This is a genomic window from Bacillus sp. AM 13(2015) (genome assembly GCF_001518755.1).
Classification (GTDB): Bacteria; Bacillota; Bacilli; order Bacillales; family Bacillaceae; genus Bacillus; species Bacillus safensis.
Genome location: NZ_LKCP01000057.1, coordinates 66,290 through 83,702, shown reverse-complemented (window position 1 = coordinate 83,702; position 17,413 = coordinate 66,290). Strand labels below are relative to the sequence as shown.

The 17,413-nt window shown below is 41.5% G+C and carries 19 protein-coding genes; 4 read left to right on the top strand and 15 right to left on the bottom strand.

Annotated features, from left to right (window positions below; all coding sequences use genetic code 11):
• Together AOQ70_RS09315 and AOQ70_RS09310 are read left to right on the top strand one after the other, a co-directional pair.
• Positions 1–445 (top strand): response regulator transcription factor (locus AOQ70_RS09315; RefSeq protein ID WP_059375895.1); only part of this gene is annotated, 445 nt, incomplete at its 5' end.
• Positions 446–468: 23 nt separating this feature from the next.
• Positions 469–858: a hotdog fold thioesterase gene (locus tag AOQ70_RS09310; RefSeq protein WP_059375892.1), complete on the top strand. Its 390-nt coding sequence runs from the start codon at positions 469–471 to the stop codon at positions 856–858.
• 94 nt (positions 859–952) lie between these two features.
• On the opposite strand, the gene mnhG is transcribed toward AOQ70_RS09310, so the two are convergent.
• From mnhG to AOQ70_RS09275, 7 genes are read right to left on the bottom strand one after another with little or no spacing between them, the layout of a single operon-like run.
• Complete coding sequence (gene mnhG, locus AOQ70_RS09305) at positions 953–1,327, bottom strand: monovalent cation/H(+) antiporter subunit G (protein ID WP_024423320.1); 375 nt, start codon at positions 1,325–1,327, stop codon at positions 953–955.
• Positions 1,311–1,592: a Na(+)/H(+) antiporter subunit F1 gene (locus AOQ70_RS09300; protein ID WP_039181117.1), complete on the bottom strand. Its 282-nt coding sequence runs from the start codon at positions 1,590–1,592 to the stop codon at positions 1,311–1,313. Before AOQ70_RS09300 ends, mnhG begins: the two co-directional genes overlap by 17 nt.
• A complete protein-coding gene (locus AOQ70_RS09295; RefSeq protein WP_059375889.1) occupies positions 1,592–2,071 on the bottom strand; it encodes a Na+/H+ antiporter subunit E in 480 nt (159 codons plus the stop codon). The genes AOQ70_RS09300 and AOQ70_RS09295 overlap by 1 nt, the downstream gene beginning before the upstream one ends.
• A gap of 6 nt (positions 2,072–2,077) precedes the next feature.
• Positions 2,078–3,556 carry a Na+/H+ antiporter subunit D gene (locus tag AOQ70_RS09290; protein ID WP_044332445.1) on the bottom strand — a complete coding sequence of 493 codons (1,479 nt, stop codon included), beginning with the start codon at positions 3,554–3,556 and terminating at the stop codon, positions 2,078–2,080.
• Positions 3,549–3,890, bottom strand: a complete 342-nt coding sequence (locus tag AOQ70_RS09285; RefSeq protein ID WP_024423316.1) for a Na(+)/H(+) antiporter subunit C — start codon at positions 3,888–3,890, stop codon at positions 3,549–3,551. Before AOQ70_RS09285 ends, AOQ70_RS09290 begins: the two co-directional genes overlap by 8 nt.
• Positions 3,890–4,321 (bottom strand): Na(+)/H(+) antiporter subunit B, encoded by a 432-nt coding sequence (locus AOQ70_RS09280; protein ID WP_039181111.1) that lies wholly within the window; start codon positions 4,319–4,321, stop codon positions 3,890–3,892. Before AOQ70_RS09280 ends, AOQ70_RS09285 begins: the two co-directional genes overlap by 1 nt.
• Entirely contained in the window at positions 4,318–6,723 is a 2,406-nt protein-coding gene (locus AOQ70_RS09275; RefSeq protein ID WP_059375886.1) for a Na+/H+ antiporter subunit A, read from the bottom strand. Before AOQ70_RS09275 ends, AOQ70_RS09280 begins: the two co-directional genes overlap by 4 nt.
• A gap of 219 nt (positions 6,724–6,942) precedes the next feature.
• On the opposite strand from AOQ70_RS09275, the gene AOQ70_RS09270 reads away from it, so the two are divergent.
• Positions 6,943–7,152, top strand: coding sequence for a hypothetical protein (locus AOQ70_RS09270; RefSeq protein WP_024423313.1), 210 nt, complete (start codon positions 6,943–6,945; stop codon positions 7,150–7,152).
• 76 nt (positions 7,153–7,228) lie between these two features.
• Here the strand turns inward: AOQ70_RS09270 and AOQ70_RS09265 are convergent, their stop codons facing one another.
• The 7 genes from AOQ70_RS09265 to malK all read right to left on the bottom strand — a co-directional run bounded on the left by AOQ70_RS09265 (position 7,229) and on the right by malK (position 16,208).
• On the bottom strand, positions 7,229–8,566 hold the full coding sequence (locus tag AOQ70_RS09265) for a 2-hydroxycarboxylate transporter family protein (RefSeq protein WP_047203307.1): 1,338 nt from the start codon (positions 8,564–8,566) through the stop codon (positions 7,229–7,231).
• Between the two features lie 176 nt (positions 8,567–8,742).
• Positions 8,743–9,702: an ABC transporter permease gene (locus tag AOQ70_RS09260; RefSeq protein ID WP_024423311.1), complete on the bottom strand. Its 960-nt coding sequence runs from the start codon at positions 9,700–9,702 to the stop codon at positions 8,743–8,745.
• The gene (locus AOQ70_RS09255; RefSeq protein ID WP_039181102.1) at positions 9,703–10,749 is read right to left on the bottom strand and encodes an ABC transporter permease; all 1,047 of its coding nucleotides are present in this window, start codon (positions 10,747–10,749) and stop codon (positions 9,703–9,705) included.
• Positions 10,742–12,277, bottom strand: coding sequence for an ABC transporter ATP-binding protein (locus AOQ70_RS09250; protein WP_059375884.1), 1,536 nt, complete (start codon positions 12,275–12,277; stop codon positions 10,742–10,744). The genes AOQ70_RS09255 and AOQ70_RS09250 overlap by 8 nt, the downstream gene beginning before the upstream one ends.
• 158 nt (positions 12,278–12,435) lie before the next feature.
• On the bottom strand, positions 12,436–13,518 hold the full coding sequence (locus AOQ70_RS09245) for a BMP family lipoprotein (protein WP_039181096.1): 1,083 nt from the start codon (positions 13,516–13,518) through the stop codon (positions 12,436–12,438).
• Positions 13,519–13,909: 391 nt separating this feature from the next.
• Positions 13,910–14,617: a response regulator gene (locus AOQ70_RS09240; protein WP_024423307.1), complete on the bottom strand. Its 708-nt coding sequence runs from the start codon at positions 14,615–14,617 to the stop codon at positions 13,910–13,912.
• Complete coding sequence (gene malK, locus AOQ70_RS09235; protein WP_039181093.1) at positions 14,610–16,208, bottom strand: malate sensor histidine kinase MalK; 1,599 nt, start codon at positions 16,206–16,208, stop codon at positions 14,610–14,612. Before malK ends, AOQ70_RS09240 begins: the two co-directional genes overlap by 8 nt.
• Before the next feature lie 185 nt (positions 16,209–16,393).
• Between malK and AOQ70_RS09230 the strand changes: the two genes are divergently transcribed.
• Positions 16,394–16,951 (top strand): YufK family protein, encoded by a 558-nt coding sequence (locus AOQ70_RS09230; protein WP_039181089.1) that lies wholly within the window; start codon positions 16,394–16,396, stop codon positions 16,949–16,951.
• A gap of 43 nt (positions 16,952–16,994) precedes the next feature.
• Here AOQ70_RS09230 and AOQ70_RS09225 read toward each other — a convergent pair whose 3' ends face one another.
• Positions 16,995–17,405, bottom strand: coding sequence for a thiol-disulfide oxidoreductase DCC family protein (locus AOQ70_RS09225; RefSeq protein WP_047203302.1), 411 nt, complete (start codon positions 17,403–17,405; stop codon positions 16,995–16,997).
• Positions 17,406–17,413 lie beyond the last annotated feature (8 nt).

Here is a 17,413-nt window from a genome sequence, read left to right as displayed (position 1 = left end):
AGCGAAACAAATTTTAGAAACCAACCATCAAGTGAAAATTATCATTTATACAGGGTATGAAGTAGATGATTATTTTGAAGAGGCTATTCGGGCTGGATTACACGGTGCAATTAGTAAAACAGAGACGAAAGACAAAATTATTGAATACATACACCGGACATTGCAAGGAGAAGTTGTCATTCAGCTGTCCTATTTAAAGAAATTAATTTCACAGCAGCAAGAAAAGCCAGAACAAGCGCAGCAGACTGACCACGATCTCTTAACGGAACGGGAGTGTTTGATCCTTAGAGAAGTGGAAAAAGGATACACGAACCAGGAGATTGCCGATGTGCTTCATTTGAGCAAACGGTCAATTGAGTACAGTTTGACATCCATCTTTAATAAGCTGAATGTTGGATCTCGTACAGAAGCGGTGTTAATTGCCAAGTCTGAAAGTGTGCTGTAAACGTGTGAAGGGAGAGGGCCTTAATGAATGTGAGCGGATCAAATACACTGCTTGAGGCACTAGGCATTGAGATTATAGAGTGCAATGAATCACGATGCGTTGCAACAATGCCAGTCGATCACAGAACAAAACAGCCATTTGGACTACTGCATGGAGGAGCATCTGCTGCTCTAGCAGAAACAGTGGCGAGCATGGGGGCTGCGGCTCATTTAGACTTAACGCAGCAAGTTTGCTCAGGTATTGAAATCAATGCCAATCATTTAAAATCTGTGCGCGATGGAGTTGTGACAGCGACAGCTGTTCCTGTGCATGTAGGACGGCGTACAATGGTATTTCAAATCGATATAAAAGATGATCGAGACCGGCACATCTGTACGTCCAGATGCACACTTGCTGTTATTGATCGCATATAAAAAAGCTCCCGGTGCAGCGGAAGCTTTTTTTATATGCACGTTGAGAGATAAAAAAAAGAATGGCCCAACATATCAGGCCATTCTTTTTCGCTTTTTATAAATAAGAATCTTCTTTTCGTTTAATTACAAAGTTACGGAAACCGCCATAATCATCTTGTACACTGCGTTTGTCGAGCTTAACACCAGTATTGTAGGCGGCTCTTCCGATTAAGTGTGCGCCGACTGGTGCTGTCAGGAAGATGAATACGATGCCGAGAAGGATTTTTGCAGAAATAACGCCTGCAAGAAACCATTCATGAAAAAACACACCTACTAAAATCAGAACAACGCCAAGTGTCGATGCTTTTGATGCAGCATGCATACGTGTGTAAACATCCGGCAGGCGAAGGACACCAATAGCTGAAATCAAACAGAGGATAGCGCCCAGCAGGATAAAGAAAATGACGATGGCTTTAGCGATGACGATCATTTTCAATCACTTCCCCTTTCTCAAGAAATTTGGAAAAAGCGACAGTACCGATAAAGGCAAGGATACCGAGCAGTAAAATAATCTCAAAGAATGCAGTGGTTTTCAGTAAAATTGAAACGATGGCTGTCATCCCAATTAAATTGATTCCTATCGCATCAAGCGCACTCACACGATCAGGAATAGAGGGACCTTTGATCACTCGTATCACAAAAAGCAAGGTAGACAGCGCAAGAATGCCAAGTGAAATTTGCAAAATGAGTTCCATTACTTACCGCTCACCTCCTGAATCGCTTTTTCAAATGAAACCCGGATATCGTGAATGGCTTTTTCAGCATCTTCAATATCCATCGCATGAATGTATAAAATGGAACGATCGTCGGAAATATCAATCACTAGTGTACCTGGTGTCAATGTAATCATATTAGCCAGTATGGTGATTTCCCAATCTGTTTTCAAATCCGTACGAAAGGCGAAAATACCGGGCTTAATCTTGAGCTTTGGAGATAATACGGTCTTTAATACACTTAAATTGGCAAGAAGCAGCTCGCGAATAAAAATGATGATCAGCTTGAAAATCGCATAAAGGGCATAGCCGTAAAAACGCTGCGGGAAAAATCGACGCAGCATAAAAATGGCGATCATCCCTAATGCAAAACCTGATACAAAGTCTGCGGCTCTGTATGTGTCATTCATAAACATCCATGTAAAGGCGAGGAGAGCGTTTAGTAATATTTGAAAAGCCATGTTCATCTACTCCTTCAGCACAGCTTGAATATATTTTTCTGGTGTAGAGAGCATTTCCGCTGCTTGATTGATATAAGGGGCAATGAACTCTGTCCCTAACCCAATGGCAAGCGATAAGACGACAAGCAGTACGCCAGGGTACACCATTCCTTTAATTGACGGCTTTCTTCGTCGCATATCCTGTTCCTCGCCCCAAAATGCGGACATGAAAATCTTCATAATAGAGTAGAGGACAAGGAGGCTGGACAGTAAGACCAAGATAGAAAACGTCATGTATCCAGCAGAAAATCCACCTTCCACAATTTTTAGTTTTCCAACAAAGCCACTCAGCGGCGGAATTCCTGCCAGCGATAAAGCCGAAATGAAAAACATCCATCCTAATAGAGGCTGAGATTGAATCAGTCCGCCCATTTTTTTCAGTTGGTTTGTGCCAGCGTACACAAAGAGGGCACCTGCCAGCATAAATAAAGCCCCTTTGATCACCATGTCGTGAATGAGATAATAAATGGCTCCTTGGAGTGATGCAGGTGTGTTGGCTGCAAATCCAAACAAAATGACCCCAACAGCTGTGACAATATTATAAATCACAATCTTCTGCACATCAGAATAGGCGATCGAACCTATCACACCGAATATCACCGTCAGTGCGGCAAGCCACGCCATGAGTGTATGGGTGAAGCCTGTATCGTGTATAAAAATTAATGTAAAGACTCTGGCAATCGCATATAAGCCAACCTTTGTGAGCAAAGCACCAAAAAGAGCTGAAATCGCTGCTGGCGGTGCATGATACGATCCTGGCAGCCAGAAATAAAGCGGGAAGATCCCAGCTTTTAAGCCGAATACAATGAGGAACAGGATGGAAATAACAGTGATTAACCCTGTTTGCCCTGATTCAGCTATTTTCACACTTAAATCAGCCATATTGAGCGTACCCGTCACTGCATATAAGCAGGCAACTCCGACAATAAATAATGCCGACGAGATGATATTAAACACAATATATTTGAGTGATTCACGAAGCTGAGGCTTTGATCCGCCTAATACAATGAGCATATAAGAGGCCATCAGCAGTAATTCAAAGAAGACAAACAGGTTGAATATATCTCCCGTTAAAAAGGCTCCGCTCACGCCAGCTAACAAAAACTGCACGCCAGAATAATAGAAGAGCCGCTCTCTTTCTTTCCCAATCGTTTGAAAGGAGAAGAGGACTGTCACAAGCCCGACAACGGAAGCAGTCAGCACAAGGAGTGCAGCAAATTGATCGGCGACAAGGGCAATCCCAAATGGTGCTTTCCAGCCGCCTAAATAAAGGGTTTGTATCCCATTTGTGAAAATCGTTTGAACCAAATATGCATTACATATAATGGCTGAGAGAGATGCCAAGACACTAAAAACTCTTGACAGCATGATGTTTTTATTCATAAAAATCAATAGTGTAGCAGCTAGTAATGGAATTAAAATAGGCAGGATCACGAGATTATTCATGCTGATCATTTCCTCTCATTTGATCCATGTCATCTGTTCGCAGCTCTTGGAAGGCTCGGAAGGCCATGACAAGTAATAAGGATGTCACACCAAAAGCAATGACAATGGCTGTTAAAATTAATGCTTGCGGCAATGGATCTACATAGGATGTGAGCCCCTCTTTTAGAACTGGAGGCGCTCCCTTTTTTAAGCCGCCCATTGTTAAAAGAAGCAAGTGGACGCCGTGACTCAAAACAGCAGTACCGACGATGACCCGCAGAAGGCTTTTTGACAGCATCAAATAGGTCGCCGCCATAAAAATAATTCCGACGATAATAGACATTAGAAATTCCATTATTCCTTCTCTCCAATCATTTGAATAATGGTCATGGTGACACCGACAACGACCAAATACACACCGATATCAAACAGGACGGCTGTCGCCAGTTCTGTTTTTCCTAAAAACGGTAATTGGAAATAATCAAATGCATGTGATAGAAAAGGTGCACCGAATAGAAAGGATCCCATACCTGTCAGGATCGCAACGAGCAAACCGGCTCCAGCTACATAAATAAAGTCAAAGGGTAAAATGCGTCTTACTGTTTTCAGATCATAGGCTAAAAGCAGAAGAACGACAGCCGCAGAACTCATCAGGCCGCCAATGAATCCGCCGCCAGGATTGTTATGCCCCGCAAGAAATAGGTGAAGGGAGAAAAGCAAGATGATGAATGCTGTGATTTTTGTTGTGACTTGCAAAAGCATATCATTCGTATCAATCTTTCTCATCGCCGCACACCTCTCTTCCGTTTTGCTTGTGTTTTTAATAACCCATAAATACCAAGTGCCGCAATGGCGAGCACAGTGATTTCAAAAAGGGTGTCAAAGCCCCTGAAATCGACAAGAATGACATTGACAATATTGTCACCGCCAGCAAGTTTGTAGCTGTTTTCAATAAAGTAAGTTGAGATAGTGTCAAGTGACTGCTGACTTGTGGAAGCGAAAGCTAGACAAGTGACAACAACCCCAACACCTAATGAAATGATGAAATTGGTCATTTTGAATCTTCTCGTTTTTTGCTTTAAGCTCAGCTTCGGCAAATGATAGAAGCAAAGCAAAAACAGTGCGACAGAAATCGTTTCAATAATCAGCTGCGTCAGCGCAAGGTCAGGTGCTCTGAAAATCACGAAGAATAATGACAGCGTGTAGCCCATGACACCTAGAGCAATAATAGCTGTTAATCGTGAGCTTGCGAATACTGTTGCAATCGTCGCCGCCACCATCACAAGTGAAAGAATCACCTCATACGTGCCAATTGAGGCAGCCTGATCTGTTTGAAATGAAAAGGCCTGCTGATAAAACATGACGCCGCCAATGACGATAATCATGAACCCAAACACATAAACAAGATAGTCACGAAGAAAACCAGTCATATAACTGTTTGTCAAGCGGTATGACCCTTTTTCCAAACCGATAAGAGAGCGGTCGTATAAAGCGTTAAATGACCATTTTTCCTTAAAGATGTTGTACATTGGACGCCATTTTGAAAGCGTCAAGTAGCCGATTGTGCCGAGTACAACAACACCTATTGTCATATAGAGCTCTGGCTGGAAGCCATGCCATGCTTCAATTTTCACAGAAAAACGGCTTCCTGTTTCAATCGCTTCAGGAATGATCGCCACAATTGCGGGTTCGATGACAGAATAGGCAAGAATATTAGGGAAAAAGAAGAAGGTGACCACAAGTGCAGCTAGAATGATTGGCGGAATGAGCATGCCGATCGGTGCTTCATGCGGTTTTTTCTCCAATTGGTTTATATTCAGACGGCCTCTAAAAGTTTTAAAGAGGAGCATCATACTATAAATGAACGTAAAGACACTAGCAAGCCAAGCAAGTGCAGGGATGATAGCACCCCATGTTGAAACGTCCGTAAAGCTGATGTCAGAAATTCGTATCATACTTGTGAAAAATAGCTCTTTACTTAAGAAACCGTTAAATGGCGGTAATCCGGCCATTGAAAATGTACCGATTAACGTAATTGTGAAGGTAATCGGCATGATCGTCATTAATCCGCCTAATTTCCGAATGTCACGAGTTCCTGTTTCATGATCGATAATACCTGCTGCCATAAAGAGACTGCCTTTAAACGTAGCATGGTTAATAAGGTGAAAAATAGCTGCAAGAATGGCTGCGCCAAAAAAGGCAGGATTGTTTTCATGAATCGCAGCTGCGCCGACGCCAAGCATGAGCATAATCATGCCGAGCTGACTCACTGTCGAATAGGCCAGAATGGCTTTCAAATCGTTTTGCCGGACGGCGTGGAATGATCCCCAGAATAATGTGACAAGTCCAACAATGGAAATGGTCCAGAACCATACCTCTGATATAGCAAAGATTGGACTGAAGCGGGCAACAAGATAAATACCGGCTTTCACCATCGTAGCAGAATGCAGATAACTGCTCACAGGGGTCGGTGCTTCCATTGCATCAGGCAGCCAGATATAGAATGGGAACTGCGCTGATTTCGTAAAGGCACCTATTAAGATTAGGATCATGGCAGGAATAAAGTAAGGTGATGCCATAATGAGCTGAAGCTGATTGACTGCTTCACGAATACTGAATGAATCAGTAATCAGGTAAATGAGGATGAAGCCACCAAGCATAGCTAATCCGCCAAAAACAGTAATAAGCAGTGATTTCGTTGCTCCATACCTAGAGCGCTCCCGCTTATACCAATACCCAATTAAGAGGAAGGAAGAGATACTCGTTAACTCCCAAAACAAGTATAGAACCACCATGTTGTCAGAAAGAACGACACCCAGCATCGCGGTCATAAACATGAGCAAATACGTGTAGAAAGAGCCAAGCTGTTCTTTTTCCTTTGATAAGTAGAAAATACTGTACAGTACCACAAGTGCGCCGATACCTGTAATTAATAAAGCAAATAACAGGCTGAGACCATCGACATACACAGTGAAATTCATCCCTAAAGATGGAATCCATTCAGCCTGTGAGAAAAGCGTTCGTCCATTCGAAGTGATATGTAACATTTGGATGAAATAGGTAAATAAAAGAATCGGCAAGATGAGAACAAACCATCCTGTATGTATACGCTTCACATATTTGTAAAGGAAAGGTACAACAAAAGCGAGTAAAAAAGGTGATAGGATGGCGAAGTGAATAAGCTGCAAGAAAATGAACCTCCTTTGATCAATATAAATTCACGTTCTAAAGAACTGGTAATTAAAATTATAGCGTAAATACAGCCATAGTGCATTGGTTTGAAATGAATTCAAGCAAACTGTATTTGTTTTAGGTTCTTTTGACCACAAAAATAATTTTATCAAAAATGACACTCATTGTATATTGTTTTGTTTTTCGTACATGCTTTTCTTAAAGGAGCTGATCAAATGAAACGAAAGATCGCCATCAGCTTAAGCCTATTCTGCACGATTTTAGGAGGAGCATTCTTGATTGACCGAAATGATCAAAAAAGGTGGCAGGCCGGGAGTGAATGGCCTCTGTTTTCTGAGCATCTTCTTCACATGAGCTATCAAGAAACCAAGCTGTATCCTTTTCAGCCCAGGGAATATTTACGAATTGTATTAGCTGATGAATAAGAGATCCTATAGGATAAAAGAAATATAAAAAAAGCATGAGCCCATGTGAGAGCTCATGCTTTTTATGTGTGGTAGTTTAACTAAACATTCTGAGTAAGATCGTTGCACAGATAACAGTTGCTGCTCCGCCAAGTCGTGTAGATACTTGTGCGAAAGGCATAAGACCCATTCTTCCAGAAGCTGAAAGAATGGCAACATCACCAGTACCGCCAAGTCCGCTGTGACAGCCAGTGACAATAGCAGATTCTACTGGATACATGTTCATTAGTTTTCCAACGAAGTAACCAGAACCAACCATTGCGAGTACAACAGCGATACATACGCATACGAATGGAATTGAGATGACAGTTGCTACATCATCAAGTGGAATGTATAGAATACCAAGACCAACCATTAGCGGCCATGTAAAACTTCTTGATACAAACTTGTAGAACTGCTGTGAGCCATTTTGAAGATGCTGAGGCATCACGTTTAAGTATTTGATTAAAGCAGCAAGAACAATCATTAAGATTGGACCTGGAATATGAACAAAGCTTTCTAACAAACCACCAAAGATGAAGGTTGTACAAGCAACGAGTACACCAGCACCCATTAACCCGAAATCAACTTTTGCATCCATATCTGGCTGTTCGAAAATTTCGTTTGCTTCTTTAGATTTCACAAGACGGCCATTCCCATTTAGTTCAGGACGTTTCTCACCAAGCTTCTTCATTGCGCCAGCACAGATAATGGCAATGACGTTCCCAATGACAGCCGCAGGGATTAATTGAGAAATTAATGACTCTGCTGATACACCAAGAATTTGTGAATAAGCGATAGATAATGGCAAAATCCCTTCTCCAACACCACCGGCAATAATCGGTACAATAATGAAGAAGAATGAATGATGCGGTGTGTAACCAACTAAAAGGCCAACAAGGATACCAGCACTCACAGCTGCAATTGTACCTGCAACTAGAGGGACAAACATACGAATAAGGCCTTGTACTAAAACAGTCCGCTGCATCCCAAGAATACTACCTACTACAAGAGCAGAAATATAGAAGTAAAGGAAGTTCGACGTTTTCATAAGAGACGTAACCGCTTCCAATGAGTTCGGATTCAGAACATTAAAAAAGACCAGGAACGATGGTACGAATAAAGAAAGAATCGCCGGTCCACCAATATCTTTTAAGATTGGAATACGTTGTCCTACATCTCCAAGGAAAATCCCCAAAATCATAATAACAGCGAAACCACCAAGCATATTTGCTGGAATTTTATTAAAATAAGCGGCAGTTAAAATAATCGCTGCAAGTACTAAATACACAGGTAGATCAATAACACCAATTTTCCAAGACATGATCTTACGGAAAACGCTTTTATTATTGTCAGAATCGTCTGTAATCGATTTCAATTGTTGTGCATTAGCCACATAAACACCCCCAAATGCTATTTGTCTCAATTGTAGAAGATTCTGTGACACTCATCTATTTATTAAACTAAAATAAGTGTAATAAAAGTAAAATAAACAGGAGTTTTTGAGTTTTTTATCATACAAAAATCCCCTGAAGATAGTTTGTCCTTCAGGGGATTGATCATACATCGTATTTATCGTTTTCCTTTTAAATAAGGTGTACCAAGTGCTTTCGGTGCATCGGCACGTCCAATGAAGCCAGTAAGTGCTAAGATGGTGAGCACATATGGTGCTATGAGCATATACACATTCGGTATATCTTGGAACAGCGGCAGGAGAGAACCAATGATGCTTAAGCTTTGAGCAAATCCAAAGAATAAAGCAGCTCCCATTGCGCCAAATGGATGCCATTTACCGAATACAAGCGCAGCTAGTGCGATAAAGCCTTGTCCAGTAATGGTAGCATGGGAGAAATCAAGCGCGATCGTTGAGGCATAAACAGCCCCGCCCAGACCGCCAAACAGTCCACTAATGAAGACAGCGATATAACGCATCCGGTACACTTTGATTCCCATTGTATCAGCTGCCATTGGATGCTCTCCAACTGCACGAAGACGAAGACCAAATGGCATTTTAAATAAAACAAACCATGCAACCACCGCAAGGGCTAAAGCAAGTATGGACGTATAATAAACATCTTTAAAGAAAATATCACCAATGATCGGAATGTCACTTAAAAGGGGAATATCTCCTTTATAGAAAGGTTCTGTAATTTTATCAGTTTGTGCTTTTCCGTAAATCAGTTTTACGACAAACAATGTAGCGCCAAGTGCCAGCATGTTAATGGCCACACCACTGACCGTTTGATCAGCTCGGAAGGTAATGGTCGCAACTGCATGAATCAGTGAGAACAATCCGCCAACGGCCATTCCGACGAGAAGCCCAAGCCACGGGGTCAAGGCTCCAAACGTATCAGCAAAAAATAAGTTAAAGATAATACTGGAAAATGCTCCGACGACCATCAAACCTTCAAGACCGATATTGACAACACCTGATCTTTCTGAAAAGACGCCTCCAAGAGCGGTTAAAATAAGTGGTGCAGCATAAACAAGTGTAGCTGGGACGATGATTTCAAGTATTTGCAGAAATCCCACTTATTTTCCCCCCTTTTTCTTCATTTGTTGAATCACAAGACGAATAATATAGCTTGAGGCGACGAAAAGAATGATGATCGCAATGACAATATCAACAACCTCAGTCGGTACGCCTGATTCAAGCGGCATATTTAATGCACCGACCTTCAATCCACCAAGCAATAATGCAGCAAGGACAACACCAACAGCCGTATTTCCACCTAATAAAGCGACAGCAATTCCATCAAAACCTACGCCTGTAAACGAGCCTTTAATAGAGGCATATTCAAATGTACCAAGGCCTTCCATAGCGCCTGCAAGACCTGCAAAAGCACCTGAAATGAGCATCGCATAAATGATATTGCGGCGAACGTTCATGCCAGCATACTGTGATGCCTGCTGATTCATTCCAACAGCCCGTAACTCAAACCCTTTAGAAGTTTTTTGAATAATGACCCACATCACGACCGCCGCAATAATGGCAACAAAAATACCGTTATGCATCCGGGAGAAATCAGTGATCTGCTCAAAAAATCCAGAGCGAAGAGAGGCAGTGGCATCGATTTTATCTGTTTTATCTTTATTATCTGTTAAGACATTTGAGATTAAATAGTTTGTGACATGAAGGGCAATGTAGTTCATCATGATGGTGACGATGACCTCATGCACATAAAAACGAGCTTTTAAAAATCCAGGAATAAAGCCCCATAGAGCACCTGCAGCAGCTGCGGTAATGAGTGCAAGCGGCAGATGAATATACATAGGTGCATGGACAGTTGTTCCAATCCATACAGCAGCTACCCAGCCAACAAGCATTTGACCTTCGACACCGATATTAAACAGGCCTGTCCGAAATGCAAAGGCAACAGCAAGACCTGATAAAATATAAGGTGTCACTTGCCTGATGGTTTCTCCCATATAATAGGTTTCACCGAAAACGCCATTCCAAAGGGCGCCATAGCCTTCGATGACACTATAACCGCTTGCCAGCATAATAATGGCCCCAACCAAAAGACCAAGTACAATGGCTATAAGCGGAATCAGCAGATTTGTTAAGCGATTAGACATTTGCTTCTTTCCCCACTTCCTGTTGCGTACTTCCAGCCATTAATAGGCCAAGCTCTTGCTCTGTTGTTTCTTTTGGATCAACAATGGCCACAATGCTGCCTTCGAAAATGACAGCGATCTTATCACTAACATTGATAATTTCATCAAGCTCAAAGGAGATGAGCAAAACGGCTTTGCCAGAGTCTCTTTGCTCAATGAGACGTTTATGAACAAATTCAATCGCACCAACATCAAGTCCTCGTGTCGGCTGAGCGGCAATTAATAAATCAGGATTGCGGTCCACTTCACGGCCGATAATGGCTTTTTGCTGGTTACCGCCTGACAGGGCGCGCGCTTCTGTATATTCACTCGGTGTTCTGACGTCATATTCCGCAATGATTCGTTTTGCCTTTTGATAAATATTCTTCATATTCAATAAGCCGAATTTTGAATAAGGACGCTGATAATACGTTTGTAAGGAAATGTTTTCTCCAATTGAAAAATCGAGTACAAGTCCATGTTTATGACGGTCCTGAGGAATATGTCCAATCCCAGATTCGGTCACTTTACGAGGCGGGAGATTTTGAATGGCTTTCCCGTTTAGCATGATCGTGCCAGATTCTGATTTTTTTAGACCGGTAATGGCTTCAATTAATTCAGACTGGCCATTGCCGTCTACTCCAGCAATTCCAACAATTTCTCCAGCCTTCACTGACAGGTTTAACTGTTTGACCGCTTCAATTCCTCTGGCGTCTTTTACTGTGAGGTCTTGAATTTGAAGAACTTCCTCAGCAGGAGAAGCAGCTTTTTTGTCTGTTTTAAATGACACTTCACGACCAACCATGAGGCTTGCAAGTTCGTCTTTATTTGTGTTTTCCACATCAAGTGTACGAATACCTTGACCTTTTCGGATAATGGTCACGCGATGACAGGCATCCATAATTTCTTTCAGCTTATGGGTGATTAAAATAATGGATTTGCCTTCATTGATTAAGTTTTTCATGATTTGTATGAGTTCTTTGATTTCTTGAGGTGTTAAAACGGCCGTTGGTTCGTCGAAGATCAAAATGTCAGCGCCGCGGTAAAGTGTTTTTAAGATTTCTGCACGCTGCTGCATACCGACAGAGATGTCAGATACTTTTGCGGCAGGATCTATTTTTAAACCATAGCGGTCAGAAAGCTCTTGTACTTGCTGTATGGCTTGCTCTTTGTCAATCTTTCCAAACTTCTTTGGCTCTTTACCTAAAATGATGTTTTCAGCGACAGTAAAGGTATCGACAAGCATAAAGTGCTGATGCACCATTCCGATGCCTAAATCACTAGCATCATTTGGACTAGAGATGGTCACGGGTTTTCCGTGTACCTTGATTTCACCTTTTTCAGGCTGGTACAGTCCGAAAAGCACGTTCATGAGCGTTGATTTTCCAGCGCCGTTTTCACCAAGCAGCGCATGAATTTCGCCCTTTTTTAGCTGCAGCGTAATGTTGTCGTTTGCTACAATGCCAGGGAATTCTTTGCGTATATTCAACATTTCAATGACATAATCCACAGGTTTAACCGCTCCTTTTTTAGGGTGCTGATGAAGATAAAAACTAGCAAAAGAAAAGCTGCAAAACGAGGCTGCAGCTTTCTTTTACCACCTTTTACGAATAAAGAGGAGGTAAAGGAGAGGCAAGGGGATAAGGCGCGCTTATCCCGATGCTCAAATTAAGCTTTAAAATCTTTTAATTCATCACGTGTTGCAGGGATTTTGATTTCGCCCTTGATGATTTTTTGTTTCCATTCTTCCACTTTCTTTAATACATCTTTATCAAGGTTTTCCTTAGATGGAGAGATGTCAAGAGCGCCTTCTTTCAGACCGTATGTGATCACTTCGCCGCCAGGGAACTTACCATCTTTTGCTTTCGTTGTTAAGTCTTGTACCGCTGTGTCTACTTTCTTAACCATAGAAGTAAGAGTGACACTTTGTTTTGTTCCAGGTACTTTTCCTTCGTCATACTGGTCTTTATCTACACCGATGACCCAAACTTTACGGTTAGGATCTGCTTTTTTCAGGTTTTTCGCTTCTGTGAAGACACCCGTTCCAGTGCCGCCAGCAGCATGATAGATGATGTCGACGCCAGATTTGTACATGCTTTCAGCTGTTGCTTTACCGATGTCAGCCTTATCGAATGCACCAGCATATTTCACTTCAACTTTTGCTTTTGGGTTCGCTGCTTCAACACCAGCGCGGAAACCGACTTCGAATTTTCTGACTAATTCAGAATCAACGCCGCCGACAAAACCAATTTTGTTTGATTTTGTTGTAAGAGCAGCCGCAACACCCACAAGGAATGATCCTTCGTTTTCGTTAAACACGATGCTGGCCACGTTGTCTTTTTTCACGACTGCATCAACGATAGCAAAGTGGTTTTTCTTACGTTGATCAGCAATTTCAGATATAGCATCTTCCATTAAGAAACCAATTCCGTAAATCAGATCGAATTTTTCACGAGCAAGTGTGTTTAAGTTTGTTGTATAGTCAGCATCTGATTTAGATTGTAAGTAATCAAAGCCGTTTTTACCTTTTTTTAGATTGTTGTCTTTCCCAAATGCTTGTAAACCTTCCCAAGCTGATTGGTTAAACGATTTGTCATCGACACCACCGACATCAGTTACCATTGCAACAGTGAATTGATCTTTATCTTTTTTGCTTTCACCGCTGTTTGAGCCAGAGTTGCCGCATGCTCCAAGGATGGTTCCTGCTGCTACGACTAAGGACAATGCTAGTCCAATTTTGCGCTTCTTCAAAACATAACCCCCTATAAAATTTAAAAGTTTCAGAAAAGTCTCGCGAAAAAAGACCGATCTATCTCTTCTCACCCTAAAGAGGGTATTTTATCCTGCTTTCTCATGAAACTTATGGAGGGCAGGAGAGAAGATGTAAGACATCAGACTTATATCTCGTTGAACTAATCAATCATAATTTATCATTTCCCATCGAATAAATAAATAGAAATTTGTTTTATTTTTAAAAAAATGTTAAATGGCTTTATTTGATGTCTTTTTATCTGCCGAAATATGATATAATGCCGCTTTTGTGATGTGCTCTATTACAGTAGAACCACTGATATCAAGGGGTTTGTTACATCGTATGCCATAAAAAAACATCTGGCCTTTCGTGAAGGTCAGATGTAACAGTTTAAAGATATTGCTGAATCAAATTCATATTGCTCGTGTTCAGTTTATATTGGAAAACAGGACGTCCAATTGTCCCATAAGCCATTTCAACATCCACCACTTCGATGTCCTCAAGGAATTTCAAATATTTTCTAATGGAGACTTGAGAGATTTCTGTATGATTGGCTAGGTCTTCGGTCGTGAAAGCCTGCTGACCAAATGATTGAATGCTTGTCCATATGAGTTTGAGTGTGCTTTTGGTCAGGCCTTTTGGCAGGAGGACTTTTTCCGCCTCTGCTTTTTTATGAAAAAGCTTCGCATCTAAATCATTTTGCGAAATGCTGTTCATGGATTGATACAGGGCGTGTTTCCGTTTATACTCTGCCAGTGCTGATTGGAATCGTTCGAACTCAAAAGGTTTGATTAAATAATCAACCGCTCCGTTTCGCATCGTTTGCTGAACAACGTCCACTTCATTTGCAGCCGAAATGACAATGACATCAACGGCATGATTTTGCTGGCGAATTTCTGTTAGTAAAGCCAGCCCATTTTGACCTGGCATATAAATATCGAGCAGTACGAGGTGAATGACTTCTGTTTTTAACACTTCAAGCGCCTGCTGAAAAGAGGTGGCAATTCCCTTTAACTCAAAGCCATCGATTTGGGTCAGGTAGCGTTTGTTCAGCTCCCCAACCATTGGATCATCTTCTACTATTAACACATTAATCATGTGAATCCTCCTTTTGTTTATACGGAATGCGAAGACTAAAGGTCGTTCCTTCTCCTTTTTCACTCGTGACAATCATATGTCCATTCAATTTCTTGATGCTTTGGTCAACGAAGTAGAGTCCGAAACCTCGGTCTTCTCCTTTAGTTGAAAAGCCTTGATCAAACATGATGTCTTGTTCTTCTTTTGTGAGACCAACACCTGTGTCCGTGATTTCAATGTGAAGCTGCTCCTGAACGTATCTGAAGGAGATCGAGATGTTTTTCGTCTCAGTATGTGAAACCGCATCGAGTGCATTATTTAACAGGTTGCCAATCACGGTAATGAGGTCATGCGTCACTGCCGGGTCCTCTGTATTTGGCACTTGTGTGCTGCAAATAACCTCCAAGGAAGCGCCTTGTTCCCTGATATAGCTTTGTTTTCCTAGTAAAAATCCTGCTAAAACAGAGTTTTTCACATGGTTGATGATTTCATTTGTTTCCGTTTGCTGATAAATGGCAATATCTTTGATGTAGGTGCCAAGGTCATCGTAGTTTTTGAGCTGGACCAAACCTAAAATGACATGAAGCTTGTTCATAAATTCATGTGACTGGGCACGGAGGGCATTCGCATACATTTTGACCCCGCTAAGCTGCTCAGCCAGGTGTTTGACTTCTGTTTTGTCACGGAAGGTGGCGATGGCCCCGACAATCTCATCATTTACTGTAATTGGTACTTCATTAAAAACGAGCTCCAGTCCATTCATTCTCACGTCACGATCAAGCAGTGGCTTGCGTGTTTCAATGACCTGTTTTAAGCCGCTTGAAGGGAGGAGAGTTTGAACATCTTGTTCTCTAGGATCAACCATAATGCCCATATTATGAAAGAGTCGTTTTGCCTCTGCATTGGCCAGCTTGATTTTACCGTGCTGATCGACGGCAAGAATCCCTTCTTTTGTTGATTCTAGCATGGCACTTCGTTCTTTTAGCAATGTGGCAATCTCATCCGGCTCAAGTCCAAACATAATCTTCTTCACTTTTCTTGCCACAATGAGTGCCCCGATGATGCCAGATAGGAGGCTGAGTGATGTGACGAAGTAGAGTGGAAGTAAGCTTTGATGAATAATCAAGTCAATTTCCTTTAACGTAATCCCTACGGCTACAGCCCCGAGCTGCTTACCATTTTGATCATAAACAGGAACAAAAGCACGCATGGATCTGCCGAGTGTTCCAGAAGCCGTACTAATATGTTCTTTTCCCTGTAATGCTGCTTTTTCATCACCGCCGGCAAACCGTTTCCCAATCTTATGCGGATTCGGGTGTGTTTTGCGGATACCTTTCATATCCATGACGACAACGAATTCGGTTTTGGTGATTTGCTGAACATTTGTTGTATATTTTCGTAATGCTGAATATGAATGATCTTCTAATGATTGTGCTGTGATCGGTGCCTCTGCGACCATTTTGGCAGTAGACAGAGCAATGTCACGCTCCTGCTGATGAATGTTCTTGGCTGTTTCCGACCATATCGTAAAGAATGTGATACAAAGGGAGATCAGGACAACGATACACACAAAGATCGTCAGCCGTGTTTGCAGTCTTAAAGTTTTTTTCACGAGTATACCCCTAACGCACGATTTTTTCGTAACAGTAATACTTTAACGGGAAAATGTAAGTTTGTGAAGGAATGTACGTGCAAAATCATAAATTTGATTTTGCTGTCAGTTTACTTTGAAAGCATCTTGTCAATCCGTTTTAAGTGAGCCATAATAAATGTGAGCTTATGAGAAAGGAACTATTTATGAAAAATACATATTTGACTGGATATTTTCCGCTGATTTCAATCTTACTATTCAGCTCTGCTTTTTCGATTTTTACAGTAGGTATCACAACTGATTTCTTGACTCAAGCAGGTATTTTAAAAGGAATGCTGGAATTTTTCTCAGAACAGGGCATCCGTCTTGCTCTTTTTGCCGCTTTTGCACTTGTTTATTTTATGATCTTATCTGCCTTAAAACTGATTGCAGATACGGTATTAGAGCTGGCGTTACTCTTTTTCGCTAAGGACCCTGAAGGGGAGAACTTAAAGAAAATTCGGATTGCATCCGTTGTTTATTTATTTGCCAGCTTGCTTGCATTTCTGTTGACGCAGCAGCTCATTCTGCTAGTCGGACTTTTTGCATTAGCAAGTCTTGTCTATTTTATCTGGGTTGTGGTTCGCATTTATCAATCGCTTAATATGCTGAATTTGATTGGATTTATGATGTTCATTCTGCTGTTTTGGGCGACATTTTTGATCGGTATTTTGTACTTATTTATTAAGCTTTATAACAGTGTGATGGCAAGTCTGCCTTCGTAAGCAGACAAAGAAAGCATCCTCCTATCATTGGAGGATGCTTTTTTTATGAAAGAAACCGCTTTTGAATATCGGGTGTAGGCATCATACAAGATGTTTTTTGACCAAACCATTTGTAGCGATTTTTTGCAATCAGCTCATAAAACCAATCACGGATTGGGCGAGGTATGGCCAGGAGTAAAAAGCTCCATCTGTAGATCCCTTTTAAATGCCGCGCGGCTTTTAAGATGCCTGTTGACTTCGTATAAAGTGTTCCTTTTTCAATATAAATGAATGAATTGAACTCTTCTAAAGGCAAACCGTTTTCCTTTAAAATACGCTGTCCTGTATCTGATTGTAATGAAGCGAACATCATCTGTTCTTTCGGATCGCGCTTAATCACAAATTGAACAGCTCCGCTGCACACGTTGCAGACACCGTCAAATAAAATTAAATGGGATGGATGTGTTGAATGCATCGCAATCA